The organism is Roseateles sp. GW821-FHT03B02 (genome assembly GCF_059421025.1).
This window is the reverse complement of sequence record NZ_JBWKUV010000010.1, coordinates 20,446-37,514: the sequence shown is the minus strand read 5'-3', so window position 1 is coordinate 37,514 and position 17,069 is coordinate 20,446. Positions and strand designations below refer to the sequence as shown.

Below are 17,069 nucleotides of genomic sequence, written 5' to 3'. Positions count from 1 at the left end.
GTTGGCTCTGATGGGTGGGTGCGAGACGAGGGGGATGAACTTCGATACGAATGGACTTATGCCGACAATCTGAACGGGCAGACTTGGACCAAGCAGACGCTCGCCCCATCTTGGCGTGAGCGACAAGTGGTCGCGGTGTGTGACCACTCAAGCTCTTGCAGTGCGGTCTATGTGACCCGGCTCGCCAACGAGCGCTGTTACTTTCAATTTAGGTCCGTAATCGAGCCGATTGGTGATAAATCGTATTGATTTCATGACTGCTCGTCTTTGGTCGAGCTTCGCTTTCGAGCGACGTTAAGGGGGCTAGATGGAGGCCTTAGTTGGTGCCGCATTGCGGCTACTGCCGGATTCGCTTGCCTTTGCTGTTGCGAAGAGGATGGCGTCTCGCCCGGCGCGCGCAAAGGTCACTGACGTCGAGGCCAAGGCGGCTTCGATTTCACGTGGCAGGCTGTTGCCTGGAGTCAGTCGAGTGCCCGCTCTTGAATGGGGAGATGGACCCGTCGTGTGCCTCGTTCATGGGTGGGGAGGCCGAGCCACCCAGATGGCGCTCTTGGGCTCACAGCTCGCGGAAAGAGGATTTCGAGCGGTGGCAATCGACATTGCCGGGCACGGTAAGTCGGAGGTTGCAGGCGCTTCTTGGAGGCGGTTTATGACCGACACAGCCGAGGCGTCTGCCGCCCTTAAGCCGGTTGCGCTGATAGGCCATTCAGCTGGCGGCTTGGCGATGATGGGGGCCCGTGGGCTGCTAGGACTCAGCGTGCCAAGCTATGTTTGCATCTGCGCGCCGCATCATCCGTATCCACCTCTTCATGCCCTGCGCCGAAGGCTGAATCCAACCCCGGGGGTGGTTCACCGATTCAGGCAGGACTTGGCCATGCAGTTTGGCCTGCCATGGGCCATGCTCGAAGAGGGTGCTGTCTGGGAAGGCGCCGGCGACAACTTGCTGCTTGCCTATGACGATGCCGACCGCTATGTGAGCACGGCGGACGCTGAGAAAATCCGACAAATATGCCCAGACGCATCGTTCACCCAAACTGTAGGCTACGGGCACAACAAAGTCCTGGGTGCGAAGGAGCTGGCCGATGCCATCGGCGGGTTCTTGCTGAAGAGGCTTGCGACTCTTGAGTCTGACGCAGACTCGCGCCTCTCATAAGAGCTGAGGTGAGAGGTCGCCTTGTAGCCTATGTAGGTCGCGGTGTCATGGCATGTCTAGATGACCGGTCTTGACGAGGATGGTTGCACCTTGGCGGCTAAAAGGCGTGTGTTGGCTAAGGTGAGGACTTCGCACCCAGGTCCCTGCGGGGTAGCTTCCATGCTCGTCCTCAAAGACGCCGTCAAGCACGAGAATCTCCTCCCCGCCGAAGTGCCGATGCTGGCCGAAGGTTGTGCCAGGAGCCCAGCGAACTAGCGCAGTCTGGTTGCTCAGCGGCAGCACGGAAAGTCCAGCAACAAGGCCGGGGAGCCATTGTGCGCGTTCTGTTTCGACTACAGACCTGGTCTTGTCGGTGCTGGCAAGGTACTGGAGTTTCACAAACAGCGTGCAGCCTTCGTCAGTGCCCGGTCTATGCTTTGACCCCGCTGGGTTCTTGATGTAGGTACCAGCTGGATAGACGCCGTGCTCATCCGCAAACGTTCCGTTGAGCACGAAGACTTCTTCTCCAAAAGGGTGTTCATGGGCCTCAAATGATGTGCCGGGCTCAAACCTTACAACCGAGGTTGCTCGAGCTCGCTCACCGCCATGCCGTTCGATGAGAATTCGACTCACCCCGGCATGCGTCGTGCGCGTCCAGGGCAGGCCGAACAGATTGACCACAGCGCGGACGCTGTGGTCGTTGCGGATGCGTGTTGTGTCACTCAACGGCTCCCCGGCCTGCGATGCAGCCGAAGCATCGAGTGAACTGGTGTCTTGTATTGGGAATTCAAAGGTGGTGCGTTCGCGTGACTGCATTCGTTGGCTCCACTACAAAGGCGGGTAGCGATGCAGCGATGACGTGCAGGCTACCCTCAAAGTGCTATTCGGCGAGATTTCGGCCGGCCATGACGCCGCCATCAACATCCCATACAGCGCCCGTCACCCATGCGGCCTTATCCGACAGAAGGTACACAATGGCCTCAGCCACGTCTTCGGGCGTCCCTACTCGGCCAATGGGATGGAACGAATTGAACGACTGGACGGTGGCCTGCAGGTTCTCTGCGGGGACGAACTTCTCGTAGATGGGTGTAGCGACTACTGCAGGGGAAACAGCGTTCACTCGAATCTTGTGTGTGCCGAGCTCCATGGCGAGATGCTGCGTGAGCGAATGCAAGCCTGCCTTCGCCATCGAGTAGGCAGACGATGGGGTAGCTTGGATGGCTTGCTTTGCCCACATCGACCCGACGTTCACAATTGCTCCCGGCCTTCCCGTTTCGACAAGGCGCTTGGCGAACGCCTGGGTGATAAAGAAGAACGCCTTGTTAAGCGTCGCATACTTTTCGTAGTCGTCTTCTGTATGCTCGAGGAACGACTTTGGAAAGAAGACACCTGCAGCGTTGACTAGGAGGTCGAAAGGCTCAGCTGCGTTCTGCACCATTCGCGAGACTTCCAGTCGGCCTGTTGGGCTGGAGAGGTCCGCACAGAGTGCGGTGACCTTGGCGCTGTGGCCAAGCGATGCGATGGCAGCGTTGGCCTTGTCCGCGCGGTGCCCAACGATTGCCGCAGACCCGCCTTGGGCAACAAATGACTTGGTAACGGCCAGGCCAATGCCACTTGTGCCGCCGATGACTAGGAGCCTCTTGCCAGAAGATGAATTGTTCATTTGTGTCTAAAACCTGTGAGTTTTCCCAGAGCTAGGCGGTTCGCGGTGTAGCGCTGCCTAGCGACTGGGGTCTTGTCGAAGTAGTGGGTGCGGGGATGCCTTTGGCCGCTTTGCTCTTCAGCGAGAGCCACTCATCCGAGCAATGGTCTCGTCTGTGGTCCAGACAGCGTTCGCGATGAATCGGAAGTTGGTCAGCGCAGCTAGGTAGCCGTCACCTTCCGGCAGGATTGCGGCCGCCGTTGCATCCTTGACAACTGCCACCTCGAAGCCTTGTTCCAGCAGTTCGCGCATGTGGGACTCGACGCACAGATTGGCCGACATGCCCGCCAGGATGACCTGGTCGACACGGTTCTTGCGCAGCTGAAGCGCGAGGTCGTTCTGTTCTGGTCCGTAAACCTTGTGCGGGGAGGCGATGATGGTCTTGTTGTCGAAGATGTACTGCTTGTACTCGGGCATGAAGTCTGCTCCGGACCCCTCGAACCCCGTCAGGTCATAGGGGCCTGCGCGATTGAACATGCCAATCTTGTGCATAAGCTTTTCAAGCGCGCCTTCAAACTTCCAGCCTTTGTCGGTCGGGTAGTAGTGGTGCGGAGACACGGCTACCGTCAGGCCGGCCTTCTTGGCTTGAGCGAACAGCTTGCCGATGTTCTCGACGACGTTGTGCTCCTTGACGCTCTCGCCCACGGCGCCCCAGGCAACACCCTTCGGGCTGAGGAAGTCAACCTGTGGGTCAATGACGACCAGTGCCGTGCGGCGCAGGTCGAGTTGCATGTTCGACGGAGGCAGCATTGGGTTCTTGGGCTCAGCATATTTCTCTGAGGACTTCCCAGCGGCTGCTGCAGTTGTGGACATGACGGTTGCAGCGGCAGCTGCTGCTCCGCTGTGGACGAGGAATCGGCGGCGGTCTTCTTGTTGCGACATTTGGTGCTCCTTGGATGAGGGATGCGTGAGCCAATTCAGGGCTCGCGAGCAACCGACTGCGTGCTTTGCGATGTGGTCGGCGTCTTAAATCTAGTTCTAGACAGAACGACCGTCGATGCCTCATAGTCGCGCATCGTTGTCCAACAGTACATTTTTTGAGACATGGACGTACTCGCAGACATTCTTGATGGAGTCCGGCTCGGCGGTGGGGTGCGCTTTCATTGCGAAATGGCTGGGCCGTGGGGCATGGAATTGCCCTCTGGCCAAGCCGCGGAGTTCCACCTGCTCGTGCGTGGCAACGCTTGGCTGCGCCTGCCAGGCTTGCGGCAGCCGATTGCCATGCAAGGTGGCGACTTCGTCGCAGTCCTTGGCGGAGGCGAGCACAGTTTGTCCGACCAGCCGGACGGGCCGGTGCTGCCGATTGCTCAGATTGCGGACTTGGATGCCATCGAGGGCTACGGGCCTCTACGCTTTGGCGGTGAAGGGTTGCCTGCGCAGCTTCTGTGCGGCTACTTCACTTTCGACCGGAGCAGCCTTCACCCGTTGCTTTCCACATTGCCTAGCGTTATTCATTTGCGGAGCTCGGACCTGCCGCAATGCATCTGGCTTCAGACGACGCTGCAGTTCATGCAGCAAGAGACGCAAGCAGCCCGGCCTGGTGCAGAGGCGGTTGTGAATCGGCTTGTAGGTGTTCTGTTCATCCACATGGTGCGGAGGTACTTCGAGCAGCACCCTCAGAAGGCGGGGGTCCTCGGGGGGCTTTCGGACAGGCACGTTGGGCGAGCCCTGATGCTGATGCACAAGAACCCGGAGGAGAACTGGACGCTGGAGTCTCTTGCGCGAGGGGTGGGCCTTTCGCGGTCGGCTTTTGCGACAAGGTTCCATCACCTCGTCGGTCAGACGCCGATGCACTACCTCACCGTGTGGCGGATGCAGCTCGCTAGACAGTTCTTGGTGGAGGGGGCGCTAGGAATTGCCGATATTGCGGCGCGGGTTGGCTTCGAGTCAGCGGCAGCGTTTTCAAAGGCATTCAAGCGTACGACCGGTGCAACGCCGGGTGCTGTTCGCGCCGGACCCGCACGAACGCCTCGACGGGCGCCCGGATAAAGACAGACAGGTCTGTCTCTGTTAGCATGAAGGAACGGCGGCGACAGCAAATGGCGCCGCCGCAGAGGCTTGGACCTCGCCCTCCGTCTTCTGCTCAGCTCTCCACCGCTTCGCGTATTGATGCTGTGCTAACTAAGAGAGTTTTCAATGCAATCTCGCCCGCCAATTCCCCCGTTCACCCATCAATCGGCAACAGAGAAAGTCCGACTTGCCGAGGACGCATGGAACACTCGAGACCCGGACCGCGTATCGCTTGTCTACACGGAGGACACGGTTTGGAGGAATCGCGCGGACTTTCCCGTGGGGCGCGAGCAGGTCCGGCAATTCCTGCGCCGGAAATGGACGGTCGAGCTGGACTACAGGCTCATAAAGGAGCTGTGGGCATTCACTGACAACCGAATTGCGGTGCGCTTTGCCTATGAATGGCGAGATGATTCTCGTCATTGGTATAGAAGTTATGGCAATGAAAACTGGGAGTTCAATGCAGAAGGCCTGATGCTGCGTCGCTTTGCTAGCATCAACGACATGCCTATTCAAGAGGGCGAGCGAAAGTTCCACTGGCCCTTGGGACGTCGCCCTGACGAGCATCCCGGCTTGAGCGACCTCGGTCTCTGAAATAGAACGCCCTACGCTCTAGCGTCCAGTCTTGCCAGGAGGCGTGCGGCTACGGCTATCACGCTCTCCTCATGAGTCATCTGCGCGCGAACAATGGCGCCCTCGACAATCATGAGCGCTTCCTCTGCGACCATAGAAGGCCTCGTGTGACCGCAACTTTCGGCAAGTGACTCCAGTAGGCTTTGGAGTTCCGCTTTGTGGCTTTGTACAAGGCTGAGAACTTCGCCCGTGTGCGCCCCCTCGGCCAGGACGTTGATAAAGCTGCAACCCCGAAAGTCGGGCTCCTTAAACCACTCAGCAAGCACGTAAGCGACTTGCTTCAGAGAGGGGCCATTCTTCCCACAGAACCTTGCGAGACTGTCGCTGAACCACTGCATCCACAGTTCATGACGCCGATAGAGGTAGGCCAGCACCAGGTCGTCCTTCGACTTGAAATGCCGGTAGAACGTCGCCTTGGCAGTCCCTGCCTCCGAGATGATTCGGTCTATGCCAACTGAGCGGACTCCCTCCCGGTAGAACAGGCCAGCGGCCGTATGGAGGATACGGTCTCGTGGGGCATCGGCTAAAGCAGGGGTTGGGGCTGGCATGGTACGAAATGCATTCCTTCGTGTCGTCGGCAGGTGACTAAGACGGTGTTTAGCGTATGCGATGAGCGCCTGAGTCGTCTTCGCAGGCCGACCGAGATGTGAGCGCACTCTTGCGAGACGCTTGGTATCCACAGGATGGGTGTTGCATCGTAGATTTCCTCTGCGGCAATCACAGTCTCGATTGCCGAGCATAGGCCAGGCTCCATCGCCTAAGGGTAAAAAATGATTCTCGCAAACACACCGAGTCCTCTTGTCGAAGTCTTCACTGGAAGCCACTGCTCTTACTGTCACCGGGCCAAGGCGCTGCTCGAGAGAAAGGGTGTCGAGTTCTCCGAGTTCAATGTAAGTCACCCAGACTACCGTGCGGACATGTCGGCGCGCCTACCGACAGCTCGGACAATTCCTCAGATTTTCATCGGCGGACGCCACATCGGTGGCTTTGATGACTTGAATCGCCTTGACATGCTGGGCGAGCTTGACCGAATTCTCGGTCTTAAGGCGGCCTAGCTTCGGCCCGCGTTGGTCGGCGGCAGTGGGGGGCGCAGCCGAGCCAGTCGGCTGCTGGACGCGAATAGTGGCTCCTGCCACCCCGTCATTGGAGGTGCTCGATGGACCGTCTAAAGGCAATGGCCGTTTTTGTTGCCGTAGTGGACAGCGGGGGATTCGCCAATGCCTCGCGCAAGTTAAGCCTGTTGCCCTCGATGGTGACTCGCGCGGTGGCCGAGCTCGAGACTCACCTCGGCGTGCCGCTTTTAACACGTACGACGCGCAATGTCCGGGCTACGGATGCGGGTCTGCGGTACGCGGATGACTGCAGGCGCATTCTTGCCAAAGTCGATGAGGCAACTGCAGCTGCAGCAGTGGCTCATCTGAGTCTGTCCGGAACACTTACCGTCGCGGCGCCGCCGATGTTCGGCGTGCGGTTTCTGGCGCCGCTACTAACGAACTACCTGGCGCGGTATCCCGGCGTCAACGCGCAGTGTCTGTTCCTCGACAGAGACGTCAACATAATTGGCGAGAGTGTCGACGTGGCGCTTCGGATTGGGCCACTGCCAGATTCAGAATTTCATGCAGTGAGGGTTGGAGAGGTCCGCCGTGTTCTGGTTGCAGCGCCAAGCTATCTAAATAGATTTGGAGCTCCTCTGAATTCACGGGGCTTGGTGAACCACGCGACCATCTTCTCATCGAGTGTCTTCCAGACTCCGGAGTGGCGCCTCCGAGAAGGTGCCCGAGCGGCCTCAATTCGCATTAAGCCCCGTCTATCGACGACGTCCGACATTAGTGCAATCTCCGCTGCGGTGGCAGGGGTCGGCATAACGCAGGTGCTCGACTATCAGGTCGCTGATGAGCTGGAGCGCGGAGTGCTCCGCGTCGTTCTTGAGCAATCTGAGCCTGCACCGGAGCCGGTGAGTCTCGTCTATCCGGGGACCCGCCTGGTCGGCCAGAAGGTTCGAGCGTTCATCGACCTCGCGGTCGAATGCCTCCAGGCCGACGAGTCATTGAACCGGCCTAAGAAAAGCAAGGATGCAAGTCCATCGACTTCAACGGAAGGCGTCTCGCAATATCACGAAGCGCCCATCGCTAGTCTTCGGCCTAGCTTGCGGGTCATTCCAAGCGGTAACAGCATTCAAGACAAGCAGCGCAAGACCCGGCGGAGGGATGATTGGAGTCTGCCGCCGCATGCCGATGCCCAATAAAGCATCTGGAGACCCGGCTGTAGGCAGAAGACTTTGCGTGCACCGGAACCATGATTCGGCCATAAACAGACCCAGCCTCAGCTGTGCACGTTGTGCTTCACCGGCGCCAGGCAGCCTTGATGTGGCCTAAGAAGCAGTTGGGTCAAGTGCTCCCGTGTCGCGCGCAGATAGCCGCTCCTCCAATAATGTGATGCGGGCGTCACGCTCGCGAAGCATGGCTTCGACATGTTCGATGTCAACGCGCACGGGAATGTGCTGAGGGCAGTTCCAATCAAATGCCTCGACTGTGATGGAGATAATGCGGCGGGGCTCGGCCACGTAGCCTGAGCTGTAGTGGGCAACTACGAGAGGCTCGGCTTTAGAAAGGTCCAGCAACCTTGCGCGGCCGAGAATCTTCAGTCTCACGCGATGCGCGTAGTCCACCAGGATGATTGAAACCCTGTCGTTGACGGAAAGATTTCCAACGCTGACAAGCTGTCGATTCCCAGAGTAGTCGGCAAAAGCGATAGTTTGGGCATCGACGACGTGTAGGAAGCCTTGTGGCCCCCCACGGTGCTGCACATAAGGCCATCCTGTTTCCGAGACCGTGGCCATGTAGAAGCTTCGTTGCGCCTCGATGAAGGCGGCCTCCACTTCGCCGAGTTCGTTCCCGACGGTTACGCCTTCAAATTCGAATCCGCGCGCATAGTCTTCTCTGCTTCCTTCCTGTGTCTGCGCGTCCTTGACAGATTGCGTAAACGCAATGCTCGCAAATGCATGTGGCATGGGTGGGGTTCCTTGTGTTTAACAATGACCTCGGCTGCCGTCTAGCCGAAGACGGAAGGAGCTGCAAGGCTGCTGGGCAGCACGCTTCAGCGAAGTGCAGAGCGTGTCCGTACGAGGGTGACGGGCCGCTACAGCTCTAGGATGAGTCCGGGGCTCTTTGCCCAGGACACGCACGTGCACATACCTTGAGCTCGTTGTTCGGAGGTAAGGCAGACGTCACGATGCTCCACTGTGCCCCCAAGCACGCGCACGTAGCAGGAGCCACATTCGCCACGGTTACATTCATGTGTGGCCCACGCTCCAGCCTCAAGCGCTGCGCTCAGGATGGACTGACCGGGCTCGACGCGAAATCTGGTGTCGCTTAGGCTGAGATAGACATCGACGGGCGAGTCAGATGCCTTCTTGGTTGCCCCAAAGCTTTCCATGCGTACGGATGCAGAAGGAATGCCTCGAGCCCCTGCGGCTAAGCGAATGGCTTCCAGCATTCCGTGCGGACCGCAGGCATAAAACGTTGACCCGGAGGGGGCGGCCGCCAAGACCTGCTCGATGTTGATGGTCGACCCCTCATCCTCAACATAGGTAGCCAGGCGGTCGCCAAGTCGCTCCACAGGAAGCAGTCGGTCGCGAGAGCGAACCGCATAGTGAACCTCGAAGCTGGAGCCTTGGCTCAGCAACTCGTGCGCCATGGTGAAAAATGGCGTCACGCCGATTCCCCCCGCAATTAGCACGCTGTGTGACGCGCCGGATTGCATGGGAAACCCATTAAATGGCCCCTCGACTTCGATGGTCGAGCCTTGCATGAGCGTGTCGTGCACATAGTCAGACCCACCCCGGCTCGGCTTCGCTCGCTGCACGCAAATCTCGTACTGCCCTGCGTCCGTAGAGGTGAGGGAGTACCGCCGCTCAATGGCGCCGAGTCTTACGGAGATGTGTGAGCCTGGACTGAATGGGCGAAGTGGCTCGCCGTCAACCGAGGCTAGGGCGACTCGCACGACATCAGTGGCCAGTTGAGACTTGTCGACTACGACGAGCTTCATAGCTTAAGGGTTGTATGGTGATGCTTCCTTGAGTTCCCACTGGAAGTGGGAGACAAGGGGTGATACCGACCAACGTTGCGGTCGGAACGTCCACCAGCGACCGGTGCCTGCGGTTTCCTCCGACGGCGTGTTGCCGAACTGAAGCTGGGCGAGCCCAGTCAACTGCAGCTGCAGGTTTCGCTCGAAGTCCAGTATGCAAAGGCCAGCCTGCGGGTTGACGCTGATGTTTCCGAGCGTCCCGAACATTGAGTTGCCCGGGTAGTCAGGGATTCGGATTACATCCTCGTCAAGCCTCATAAATCCTGGGCTCCCTCCTCTGTGGGAGCAGTCAACGCCGCGCTCAGGATGAAGGCTGGCAACGAACATGGTGTCGGCGGTCTTCAACCAGGCCGCCATGTCGTGTGGCACGCCTACCCCGTGTGCACCGTGAGCTCCTCCAGAGGGAAGCTGAGCTGACTCAGCGACAGAGGCTGTTCGCTTTTGGATGTATTTGGGACAGTTTGGGAAGGCTTCCTGGACAGATACTTGGAAGCTATCAGCATTGATGTGAGCTACTACTCCGTTCACACGCAGCCGACGCCGAGTGGCGAACTCGAGGAACAGCATGCCGACCCTCCGTTCCTCGGCAATTCGGGTGGTATCAACAGGCCAGGGCAAGTACCTTCCGCTGTGGCTGATGCTGACCATGCTGCCATCAGCGTTGCTCTGTGCAAAGCCCTTCTGACCTTCAATGAGGGCCACCCACGGCACACCGGCGTCATCAGTCCAAGCCAAGGCGCAGTAAGTCTGCTGACTGACGAAAGCGCGTGCCGCCGCAGGGACGGTAAATCCAATCAGCCTTCCGTTCAGGATGGCCTTATCGCGCTCTCCGGTTAGTTCTTGGAGGGCAATCTCGCCGTTGTGGAATGGTTCGTCCATGGGAAGCCCCTTAGGGTTGGCGGCCTCAGTGAAGGCCGTCAACCGACGTTCTTAGAAGTTCAGGATTTGGTATCCGTTGTCCAGGTACTTGGACAGGTCCACAATGCCAGAGGTCCCGGGAATTGCCTTTTCGTAGACCAGCTTGGCGCCGGCCGCCTTGATGTCTTCGGTCGCGCCGAAGACGTCAGCACATCCGCCGCAGACGCCGGCCACACGGTCCTTCACCGCGGCATACAGCGGGTGGGCCGGGTGGGTCGGCTTAGCCAGTTCGCTGGCCCAACGGACGCCAGCGCCTTGGAAAATCAGGGCGACTTCTTGCTTCTTCTCTTGCAGTTCGTACGTAACGAACAGCGCGTTGAACAGGCGGCCGAGAGCTTCCTCGGAACCAGCCTTCGGGTCGGAATACACAACAACAGCAGTCTTGGACATGCTTTTCTCCACAGAAGGAAAGGTTTCAAAATTACCGAACGTTCGGTAAACTAAGCATGCCAGTGCGCTGGACTTGCAGTCAACGCCTGGGAGACTTTTGGTTTAGACAACGGAACTCCCGGTGTCAATGTTCTAGGAGGCCCCTTGGGTAGGAAGTCTTCAGTAGGTGATGCCGAGCTACTTCGTAGACTCGGGGCAGTCTTTCGCGATATCGGCTACGACGGGGCAACGCTGTCAACGCTTGCGGGCGCGGCTGGTCTGCACAAAGCCAGCCTTTACCACCGATTCCCGGGAGGGAAAGAGCAGATGGCGGAGGAGGTGTTACAGCACACTGGCAAGTGGCTGGAAGCCAACCTCCTTGCTCCGCTAAGGGCTGGCAGCTCAGCTCCTGCCGAGCGAATCGCTGGCATGGTCCGCGGGCTCAATGGCTTCTATTCCGGTGGCGAGCAAGACTGTTTGCTCAATGTACTTTCGATGGGAAGAGCTTCTCCAACCCCTTTTGGGGCCACCGTCAAGGAAATCATTGAAGCGTTCGTTAGTACGCTGTCTTCAGTCTTGGTTGAGGCAGGAATTGAGCCTCCGACGGCAAGACTTCGTGCGCAGCGTGCAATGGTGGGATTGCAAGGAAGTCTGGTTGTCTCACGCGGCCTTGGAACAACGCGGCCGTTTCGAACCTTCCTGAAAGAGCTGCCTGAGGAACTTTTGCTTCGCTGACCCTCTCTTAGTGAGATACGGTCGTCCAGCGACTTCAGGGAGAGGCAATCTTCCCTTTTGCGATGTCTAGCAGTCGCAGGCTGGCTGCTTGTCTCGCTGGATTGGCGGGCACTTGACGCTCCCGTATGAGCAGAAAACGCAGCAATCCGAGCCCTCGGGTGTTAGTACTGCGTTGCAGTTCTCGCAGTGATGGAACCAAACACAGGCATCAGTGGGCATCTCATGTTCCGAGAGGTGCCCGCATTTGGGGCAGGCAATCGTAGATTTCAGCTGAGTGGCTGGCATGAGTTCACGCTCCAATGAGAGCCAATATGAAACTAAGAGGGGGGCTATCTTGAGCTGCAGCGGTCCGACTCGCGCAGGCTGACTCGCCGCGAGTTTCACGGAGCGCCAGGCCGCAAGAGGCGGAGGCGCCCCGTTCGGCCGGCATCAATGAGCCGCGTCAGACGAACTCAAGAGGACTTGGAGGTGCGTCGATTCGGCTTAGTGGGCGACGAGATATGGCCCGCGTTTTCGCTGTTTAGTGCGGCAAGCTCACCGTTGGCGCGTGCTCGAGCGAGTTCGGCCAGCACCTCAGACCGGGAAACTGGCTTGCCGCCAGTCACGGAGCGACTGAAGGCTTGCGGATGCTCACTGTTCAAAAACGTCAGCTCCCCACTTGAGCGGGCCCTCGCAAGTTCATTCACGACATCTTGACGCGTTAAGGCTTGTGCCGGCGCGGCGCTGGAGGCAATGAGAACAATGGCCATACTGATGATAGGCAGATGCATGGTAAAACTCCGTACTGATTGGCGGATTGCCAATGACGGTACGGAATTTGCGCCAGGCGGCATCAGAAAAGTTGCCCGTGCGTACGGTAAGCTTGACTCGGCGTGCCAACATGCCATTCACTCCCGAGCCGTGACCAGGTTCGCATGCCACGATGGGGTGAATGTCTGCAGCACAAGCGACAAGGCCTGGGGGCGTGCCGTTAAAGACGAACGGTCAGAACTTTTTACCCGTTGACCCTCAATGGCCAAGAGGTCGCACTGCCTACAAGGCAGGTGCGGAGGGGCATAGAGTCATGTAAGAGCAGCGACTGCAGTGCCGACCTTTTGTTGGTCGGTTATCTCCCGCGAGCAGACGAACCGCGGACTTGAAGGACTTGGTTGCCTCAAGTTTCTTTCCGCCGGGTACGTCGTCCACTTTGTCAGAGAGCACATAGTTGAGCGTGAGCTTCTTCGTTCCCGGCAAGTTGAGACCAGGAACGAAAGGTTTCAGAACAGTCTTTATGTCCGAAACGCGACGACGCGAGAAGCGCATCATCGCGAACTCGGTTGATTGCGGTCCCTCAATCACAAAGCCCCATGGCATCTGGACGCTGACGCCACCAACGAGGGCGGTTGGCTCGGCGAACCGGCCGCCCTCCTCCAGAATGACCCTCATCAGCTCGACGCCGCGGACGAACGCCAGATTCGCGTCTCGCCACAGAGATGGGTCCTCGACATGACTCGGTAGCCTCGCCAACTCCCAAGCTGACAGCAGCTGAGCATCCGGGTCACCGCCGACACCTGACGCCACTGACTTCATTGCGTTCATTACAGCCCAGCGCGCTCGCAGAGAAGTGTCAATATCCGCCTCACTCCTAAGCCCGGCCGCATGAGCGTACCAGTACTGAAGCGAACAAGTCGTATAGGTATCGAAGTGCTCAAAAGGCATTTGGCCGGACGGCCTGAAGGCGCGCACCGGCTCGGCAGCAGCGACCTTGACCGTTGACCCCACGTAACGAGATGGCGTGAACTTCCCGGGAGCATATTGAAGCTGCGGGGCAAGTGTTTCGTCGCCGAACTCGTTCTCCTGATAGATGTGGAGGTGGCGCTTCGCTCGCGAGACGGCGACATAGAGGAGGTTGTTGCGTTCGACGGCAGCCTCGTCGTCGTACTCATCCTTGCTGCTGCCAAGTGCTTCCGGTGGGACGATATCCAATACATTCTCTGCTGGAGTCCAAGACGGGATTTGTGCGCCGTAACTTCCAGCGTTGACATAAGCAACGTGAACCGCATCGAACTCGAGCCCCTTGCTGCCGTGAACCGTCAATAGCCGTACGCCGTCAAGAGCGCCTGCCTCGGGTGGCAGCTCTCGGTCGACGTAGCTCTCGCCGATGCGCTGGCGCAGGCGTTGCCGCATCAGGAAGCGCGACAGTCGTGCTTCCTTCATTTCACCATCGCCATTGCGAACGGCATACGCAAACTGCCACAGCGCAATGCGTATCACCCACGCGGAAACGGACTGGTCCGCATGTGCGGGCAATCCAAATCGGTGCTCAAGAAGGAGGTCGCAAACGAACGCCCACGGGTTGGAGCTATGGCGGTAGCCCTTAACCAGCCGCGCAAGTTCCGTGATGACATTCCGCCCCTGCGCTGAGAGGCCAGGTGGGGGCACGGTCAGCCATCGGCCTCTCTGATACGCCGGGTTATCGTCGGCTGCCTTCAGTAAAAGCTGTATGTCCGCCGCGGCCATGGCCAAGCCGGGCACGTCCATCAGTCCCAAGAGTGCTCTCGGCTGGCGCTCGACGAGTAGCTGCATCAGGCAAAGCAGCCGTTTCACTTCGACGCGCTGCGCCAGTTCTCCGATGTAGACGACAGGGATTCCTCGCGCCGCCAGCACCTCTGCGGTCTGCTGCACATCGTTGCCGTTCCGGCACAGCACTGCCTGGCGCCCGTAGTCGACCCCGTCTCTTTTCAGGGTCAGCACGTTCTCGATGACGGCGTCGACGAGCTCGCTGCGCTTGGCGCAGGTCACCACTTTGGGCAATTCCCCGCATGGCCCCTTGGCCGAAGTCATTCTGTCAAGGGGCATGGTTGACTCCAGCTTGTGCTGGCGCCCTACAACCTGAACTAGCTCGAGAATCTCGCTGGAACTTCGTCGATTGGTGTCCAACGCATAGCGCTGAATCTTTGTGCCGCCAGCGTGGACCTTGAACTCGGCGTCGAATTTAAGGAGGCTCTTCAGCGAGGCGCCACGCCAATGATGTATGGCTTGCCGAACGTCGCCGACAACCCAGATTGACTTCTTGTGCGCCAACTGCCGCAGGAGCTCCACCATGGCCTGAGTGACGTCCTGGTATTCATCGACCAGGATGTGCTGAAACCGGTCTGTGAATTCTGCGAAGGGCTCACGACCCGCCTTCAGCGCCAGTGCTGGCTTTGCAATAAGGTCGACGAAATCAATTGTCCTCTGCTGAGCCAATAGTGCTTCATGGGCCTCGTAGAGCGTCGCGACATCCAGGCGGCGCCGCTGAAGCTCAGCATCTTCCGCCGGGTGTCGTGTGATGTAGTCGCCGTATTCACGCGGGGAGACCAGTTCTTCCTTAAGCCGTTTGATGCCGTCAACGACGGGACTGAGCCAGTCATAGGGGTCTTCGACTCTCAGGTAATAGTTCAACGTTAGTTGCGGCAATCCAGCGACCAGTGTTGTCAACGAGTTCAGACGGTCTGCCACGCGTAGGTCGGGTTCCAGGTTGAACCGGTGGTGGAACTTGCGCAGGAACTCGAGTCCGAAGGCGTGGAAAGTGCCCGCCCAAATGTCGGCCGCTCCCTCGATGCCCGCACTGCGCAGTCGCTCGACCAGCTCGAACGCGGCCTTGTTGGTGAATGTCAGAACCAGAATCTGACTCGGGTCTACGTTCTTCTCTTCCACCAGATGCTTGACTCGATGGATGAGCGTCGACGTCTTTCCAGTTCCTGGGCCCGCGACTACGTTGGCCGCGCGTTCTTCTGCTCGCGCGGCCGCAAGTTGGTCAGGACTCGGTGGATTTAGCGCGCCGGTGACGGACTCAGCGTCCGGAAGCAGCAGGGCGTCAAGCATCTGCTGACGAGCGAACTCAAGCGGAATGCCGAGGTCTTTGGCAACCTTGCATGGACCTGCGCCGCTGGAGGCAAGGCTGCGAGCCACTTGCCGTGGAAGTAGCAGTTCCCTGGCATAGACGTTGGCTTGGAGTTCCTGTCGCTCTCGCGCTCCGTACGCCTCGACCTTCAGAACGGCCGGTGAACCGTCGCTCCCAAACAGCGTCTTCAGACGGGCAACGGTTGAGGGAGCCTTGGTTGCGTCCAGGAACCAGTGACCGAGCTCGTGAGCAACGAGTCCGCAGAACTCATCACCCCAAAGGGGAATCTCGTTGCTGACGTAGATGAACTTCTGCTCGCGCTGTAGCACGGCGCTACCGTCGCCCAGGTCTGGATACGATGGGTCGACGGGCTCGATAGCTAGCCCAAGCCTGTCCTCGACTGCACTGAGCAATTCCCGGGCCCCTATCGCGGCGCCAGCTCTCCCCGGTGCAAGGGTCTCTCGGGTTGCTCTGGCTTCGTCCCGAGCACGCTGGAATGGATTCATGTGCTCTATTCGTCGAGCTGCAGGAGCTCCGAGGTTTGGTCTGCTGGAAGGTTCAGAGACCTGACCGCGTCAGCCCATGGGGTTGGGGAACGGGCAACCTGAGGTTTTCCGTTTTCTGCCTTGAACGCAGGCACTGCTCTACTTTCGAAAGAGAGTCTGAAGAGCTCGGAAAGCGCGACCTCCGAGCTCTCGAAGGCTTCACAGAGATGCTGTAGCACAGCCCTCGGCGCACGAACTGTGCCCGCGAGCACGCTTGAGAGAAGTGCAACGTGCTTTCCTAGGCCAACCTTTGGGGCCAACGTGCGTATGGCCGCGCCTTGCACTGCCGCAACCTTGCGCTCGAGCTCGACAAGCTGTGTTTGCATAACCAGCCCGTGGGCTAGGCACATGGCGCCAAACTCAGAAGCGGACCGCCGATATTCCTTTGCTGCTGAGCGAAGGCGCACAGCGAAATGTGGGTCGAGTCTGAGCATGACTTGCTCTGTTTCGGCAAGGGGCCACTTCCCAAGCTCAGAAGAGAAGGATGCGAGCAACTGGTCTGATGCCTCGGAAAAAGTACGCTCATCGAAGTCTTCAAACCCGATGGCGGCCAACTGTCGGGCGGCCTCAGCGAAGCTGGTCCGCTGTTGTTCGGCAACGCGCTGTAGAGAAGCTTTGAGACTTAGAGGCATCGTGACTCCAATCGTGACTTGTCGTGGCTTCGACTGAAACCGTTCCGGTTTCAGCATTGCGCCATCCAAGCCACCTTGTTCGTGCGAAGAGGGCGAAAACCGATGCCATTCCGCAGGCCATTGGTCTGCAGGTGTCTTGGTTAGCTCTTCTGTCAGCTCAAGAAGAACTGCGCGGATGGCCTCTCTGGCCGTGGCCGCAGTCTTCGTCCGTTTTCCTAAGACTGGCAGCTCAAACGTGCAATGGACTATTGCATTAGCTTCCTGCTCAATTCGCGTACCCTTTAGGACAGCGAAATAGAGGTCCGGTAGCTGGTCCAGCATCGCTCTTCCCTCAGCGGTCCCCATCGGGTCAGGAGCGAGTTTCATGGGCGCCCTCCATGGCATTGCAAGGCAAACGGCTGCCTCTTGACGACAGTGTAGTCACGTATCAATAATGTATCAA

18 protein-coding genes are annotated in these 17,069 nt (G+C 58.8%); 6 read left to right on the top strand and 12 right to left on the bottom strand.

Annotation, left to right across the window (positions count from 1 at the left end):
• The first annotated feature begins 307 nt into the window (after positions 1 to 307).
• The gene (locus AC07VX_RS22935) at positions 308 to 1,153 is read left to right on the top strand and encodes an alpha/beta hydrolase (protein WP_493183959.1); all 846 of its coding nucleotides are present in this window, start codon (positions 308 to 310) and stop codon (positions 1,151 to 1,153) included.
• Positions 1,154 to 1,198: 45 nt separating this feature from the next.
• Here AC07VX_RS22935 and AC07VX_RS22930 read toward each other — a convergent pair whose 3' ends face one another.
• The 3 genes from AC07VX_RS22930 to AC07VX_RS22920 all read right to left on the bottom strand — a co-directional run bounded on the left by AC07VX_RS22930 (position 1,199) and on the right by AC07VX_RS22920 (position 3,647).
• Positions 1,199 to 1,948 carry a cupin domain-containing protein gene (locus tag AC07VX_RS22930; protein ID WP_493167063.1) on the bottom strand — a complete coding sequence of 250 codons (750 nt, stop codon included), beginning with the start codon at positions 1,946 to 1,948 and terminating at the stop codon, positions 1,199 to 1,201.
• 64 nt (positions 1,949 to 2,012) lie between these two features.
• Positions 2,013 to 2,795: an SDR family NAD(P)-dependent oxidoreductase gene (locus AC07VX_RS22925; RefSeq protein WP_493167064.1), complete on the bottom strand. Its 783-nt coding sequence runs from the start codon at positions 2,793 to 2,795 to the stop codon at positions 2,013 to 2,015.
• A gap of 117 nt (positions 2,796 to 2,912) precedes the next feature.
• A complete protein-coding gene (locus AC07VX_RS22920) occupies positions 2,913 to 3,647 on the bottom strand; it encodes a cysteine hydrolase family protein (protein ID WP_493167103.1) in 735 nt (244 codons plus the stop codon).
• A 231-nt stretch (positions 3,648 to 3,878) separates the two neighbouring features.
• Between AC07VX_RS22920 and AC07VX_RS22915 the strand changes: the two genes are divergently transcribed.
• A complete protein-coding gene (locus tag AC07VX_RS22915) occupies positions 3,879 to 4,823 on the top strand; it encodes an AraC family transcriptional regulator (RefSeq protein ID WP_493167065.1) in 945 nt (314 codons plus the stop codon).
• Positions 4,824 to 4,970: 147 nt separating this feature from the next.
• Entirely contained in the window at positions 4,971 to 5,438 is a 468-nt protein-coding gene (locus tag AC07VX_RS22910) for a nuclear transport factor 2 family protein (protein WP_493167066.1), read from the top strand.
• Positions 5,439 to 5,449: 11 nt separating this feature from the next.
• Here the strand turns inward: AC07VX_RS22910 and AC07VX_RS22905 are convergent, their stop codons facing one another.
• The gene (locus AC07VX_RS22905; protein ID WP_493167067.1) at positions 5,450 to 6,025 is read right to left on the bottom strand and encodes a TetR/AcrR family transcriptional regulator; all 576 of its coding nucleotides are present in this window, start codon (positions 6,023 to 6,025) and stop codon (positions 5,450 to 5,452) included.
• A gap of 222 nt (positions 6,026 to 6,247) precedes the next feature.
• Here AC07VX_RS22905 and AC07VX_RS22900 point away from each other — a divergent pair, with 222 nt between their 5' ends.
• Positions 6,248 to 6,532, top strand: coding sequence for a glutaredoxin (locus AC07VX_RS22900; RefSeq protein WP_493167068.1), 285 nt, complete (start codon positions 6,248 to 6,250; stop codon positions 6,530 to 6,532).
• 101 nt (positions 6,533 to 6,633) lie between these two features.
• Positions 6,634 to 7,722 carry a LysR family transcriptional regulator gene (locus tag AC07VX_RS22895; protein WP_493167069.1) on the top strand — a complete coding sequence of 363 codons (1,089 nt, stop codon included), beginning with the start codon at positions 6,634 to 6,636 and terminating at the stop codon, positions 7,720 to 7,722.
• A gap of 126 nt (positions 7,723 to 7,848) precedes the next feature.
• Here AC07VX_RS22895 and AC07VX_RS22890 read toward each other — a convergent pair whose 3' ends face one another.
• The 4 genes from AC07VX_RS22890 to AC07VX_RS22875 all read right to left on the bottom strand — a co-directional run bounded on the left by AC07VX_RS22890 (position 7,849) and on the right by AC07VX_RS22875 (position 10,871).
• Positions 7,849 to 8,487, bottom strand: a complete 639-nt coding sequence (locus tag AC07VX_RS22890; RefSeq protein ID WP_493167070.1) for a pyridoxamine 5'-phosphate oxidase family protein — start codon at positions 8,485 to 8,487, stop codon at positions 7,849 to 7,851.
• 128 nt (positions 8,488 to 8,615) lie between these two features.
• A complete protein-coding gene (locus AC07VX_RS22885; protein ID WP_495122025.1) occupies positions 8,616 to 9,287 on the bottom strand; it encodes a PDR/VanB family oxidoreductase in 672 nt (223 codons plus the stop codon).
• A gap of 240 nt (positions 9,288 to 9,527) precedes the next feature.
• On the bottom strand, positions 9,528 to 10,442 hold the full coding sequence (locus AC07VX_RS22880) for a pyridoxamine 5'-phosphate oxidase family protein (RefSeq protein ID WP_493167072.1): 915 nt from the start codon (positions 10,440 to 10,442) through the stop codon (positions 9,528 to 9,530).
• Between the two features lie 51 nt (positions 10,443 to 10,493).
• The gene (locus AC07VX_RS22875; RefSeq protein ID WP_493167073.1) at positions 10,494 to 10,871 is read right to left on the bottom strand and encodes a DsrE family protein; all 378 of its coding nucleotides are present in this window, start codon (positions 10,869 to 10,871) and stop codon (positions 10,494 to 10,496) included.
• A gap of 144 nt (positions 10,872 to 11,015) precedes the next feature.
• Here AC07VX_RS22875 and AC07VX_RS22870 point away from each other — a divergent pair, with 144 nt between their 5' ends.
• A complete protein-coding gene (locus tag AC07VX_RS22870) occupies positions 11,016 to 11,585 on the top strand; it encodes a TetR/AcrR family transcriptional regulator (RefSeq protein ID WP_493167074.1) in 570 nt (189 codons plus the stop codon).
• Between the two features lie 66 nt (positions 11,586 to 11,651).
• Here AC07VX_RS22870 and AC07VX_RS22865 read toward each other — a convergent pair whose 3' ends face one another.
• The 4 genes from AC07VX_RS22865 to AC07VX_RS22850 form a co-directional block, all read right to left on the bottom strand.
• On the bottom strand, positions 11,652 to 11,870 hold the full coding sequence (locus AC07VX_RS22865; RefSeq protein WP_493167075.1) for a GDCCVxC domain-containing (seleno)protein: 219 nt from the start codon (positions 11,868 to 11,870) through the stop codon (positions 11,652 to 11,654).
• Between the two features lie 167 nt (positions 11,871 to 12,037).
• Complete coding sequence (locus AC07VX_RS22860) at positions 12,038 to 12,355, bottom strand: DUF4148 domain-containing protein (protein ID WP_493167076.1); 318 nt, start codon at positions 12,353 to 12,355, stop codon at positions 12,038 to 12,040.
• 262 nt (positions 12,356 to 12,617) lie between these two features.
• The gene (locus AC07VX_RS22855; protein ID WP_493167077.1) at positions 12,618 to 15,956 is read right to left on the bottom strand and encodes a UvrD-helicase domain-containing protein; all 3,339 of its coding nucleotides are present in this window, start codon (positions 15,954 to 15,956) and stop codon (positions 12,618 to 12,620) included.
• Between the two features lie 5 nt (positions 15,957 to 15,961).
• Positions 15,962 to 16,993, bottom strand: coding sequence for a hypothetical protein (locus AC07VX_RS22850; RefSeq protein WP_493167078.1), 1,032 nt, complete (start codon positions 16,991 to 16,993; stop codon positions 15,962 to 15,964).
• Positions 16,994 to 17,069 lie beyond the last annotated feature (76 nt).

What these genes read in the sequence shown, in the direction of transcription:
- AC07VX_RS22910 (WP_493167066.1), top strand. Translation starts at nt 4,971, where the DNA reads ATGCAATCTCGCCCGCCAATTCCCCCGTTCACCCATCAATCGGCAACA.
- AC07VX_RS22895 (WP_493167069.1), top strand. Translation starts at nt 6,634, where the DNA reads ATGGACCGTCTAAAGGCAATGGCCGTTTTTGTTGCCGTAGTGGACAGC.
- AC07VX_RS22935 (WP_493183959.1), top strand. Translation starts at nt 308, where the DNA reads ATGGAGGCCTTAGTTGGTGCCGCATTGCGGCTACTGCCGGATTCGCTT.
- AC07VX_RS22850 (WP_493167078.1), bottom strand. Translation starts at nt 16,993, where the DNA reads ATGAAACTCGCTCCTGACCCGATGGGGACCGCTGAGGGAAGAGCGATG.
- AC07VX_RS22930 (WP_493167063.1), bottom strand. Translation starts at nt 1,948, where the DNA reads ATGCAGTCACGCGAACGCACCACCTTTGAATTCCCAATACAAGACACC.
- AC07VX_RS22860 (WP_493167076.1), bottom strand. Translation starts at nt 12,355, where the DNA reads ATGCATCTGCCTATCATCAGTATGGCCATTGTTCTCATTGCCTCCAGC.
- AC07VX_RS22855 (WP_493167077.1), bottom strand. Translation starts at nt 15,956, where the DNA reads ATGAATCCATTCCAGCGTGCTCGGGACGAAGCCAGAGCAACCCGAGAG.
- AC07VX_RS22885 (WP_495122025.1), bottom strand. Translation starts at nt 9,287, where the DNA reads ATGCAAGGCTCGACCATCGAAGTCGAGGGGCCATTTAATGGGTTTCCC.
- AC07VX_RS22880 (WP_493167072.1), bottom strand. Translation starts at nt 10,442, where the DNA reads ATGGACGAACCATTCCACAACGGCGAGATTGCCCTCCAAGAACTAACC.
- AC07VX_RS22875 (WP_493167073.1), bottom strand. Translation starts at nt 10,871, where the DNA reads ATGTCCAAGACTGCTGTTGTTGTGTATTCCGACCCGAAGGCTGGTTCC.
- AC07VX_RS22925 (WP_493167064.1), bottom strand. Translation starts at nt 2,795, where the DNA reads ATGAACAATTCATCTTCTGGCAAGAGGCTCCTAGTCATCGGCGGCACA.
- AC07VX_RS22865 (WP_493167075.1), bottom strand. Translation starts at nt 11,870, where the DNA reads ATGCCAGCCACTCAGCTGAAATCTACGATTGCCTGCCCCAAATGCGGG.
- AC07VX_RS22920 (WP_493167103.1), bottom strand. Translation starts at nt 3,647, where the DNA reads ATGTCCACAACTGCAGCAGCCGCTGGGAAGTCCTCAGAGAAATATGCT.
- AC07VX_RS22905 (WP_493167067.1), bottom strand. Translation starts at nt 6,025, where the DNA reads ATGCCAGCCCCAACCCCTGCTTTAGCCGATGCCCCACGAGACCGTATC.
- AC07VX_RS22900 (WP_493167068.1), top strand. Translation starts at nt 6,248, where the DNA reads ATGATTCTCGCAAACACACCGAGTCCTCTTGTCGAAGTCTTCACTGGA.
- AC07VX_RS22890 (WP_493167070.1), bottom strand. Translation starts at nt 8,487, where the DNA reads ATGCCACATGCATTTGCGAGCATTGCGTTTACGCAATCTGTCAAGGAC.
- AC07VX_RS22915 (WP_493167065.1), top strand. Translation starts at nt 3,879, where the DNA reads ATGGACGTACTCGCAGACATTCTTGATGGAGTCCGGCTCGGCGGTGGG.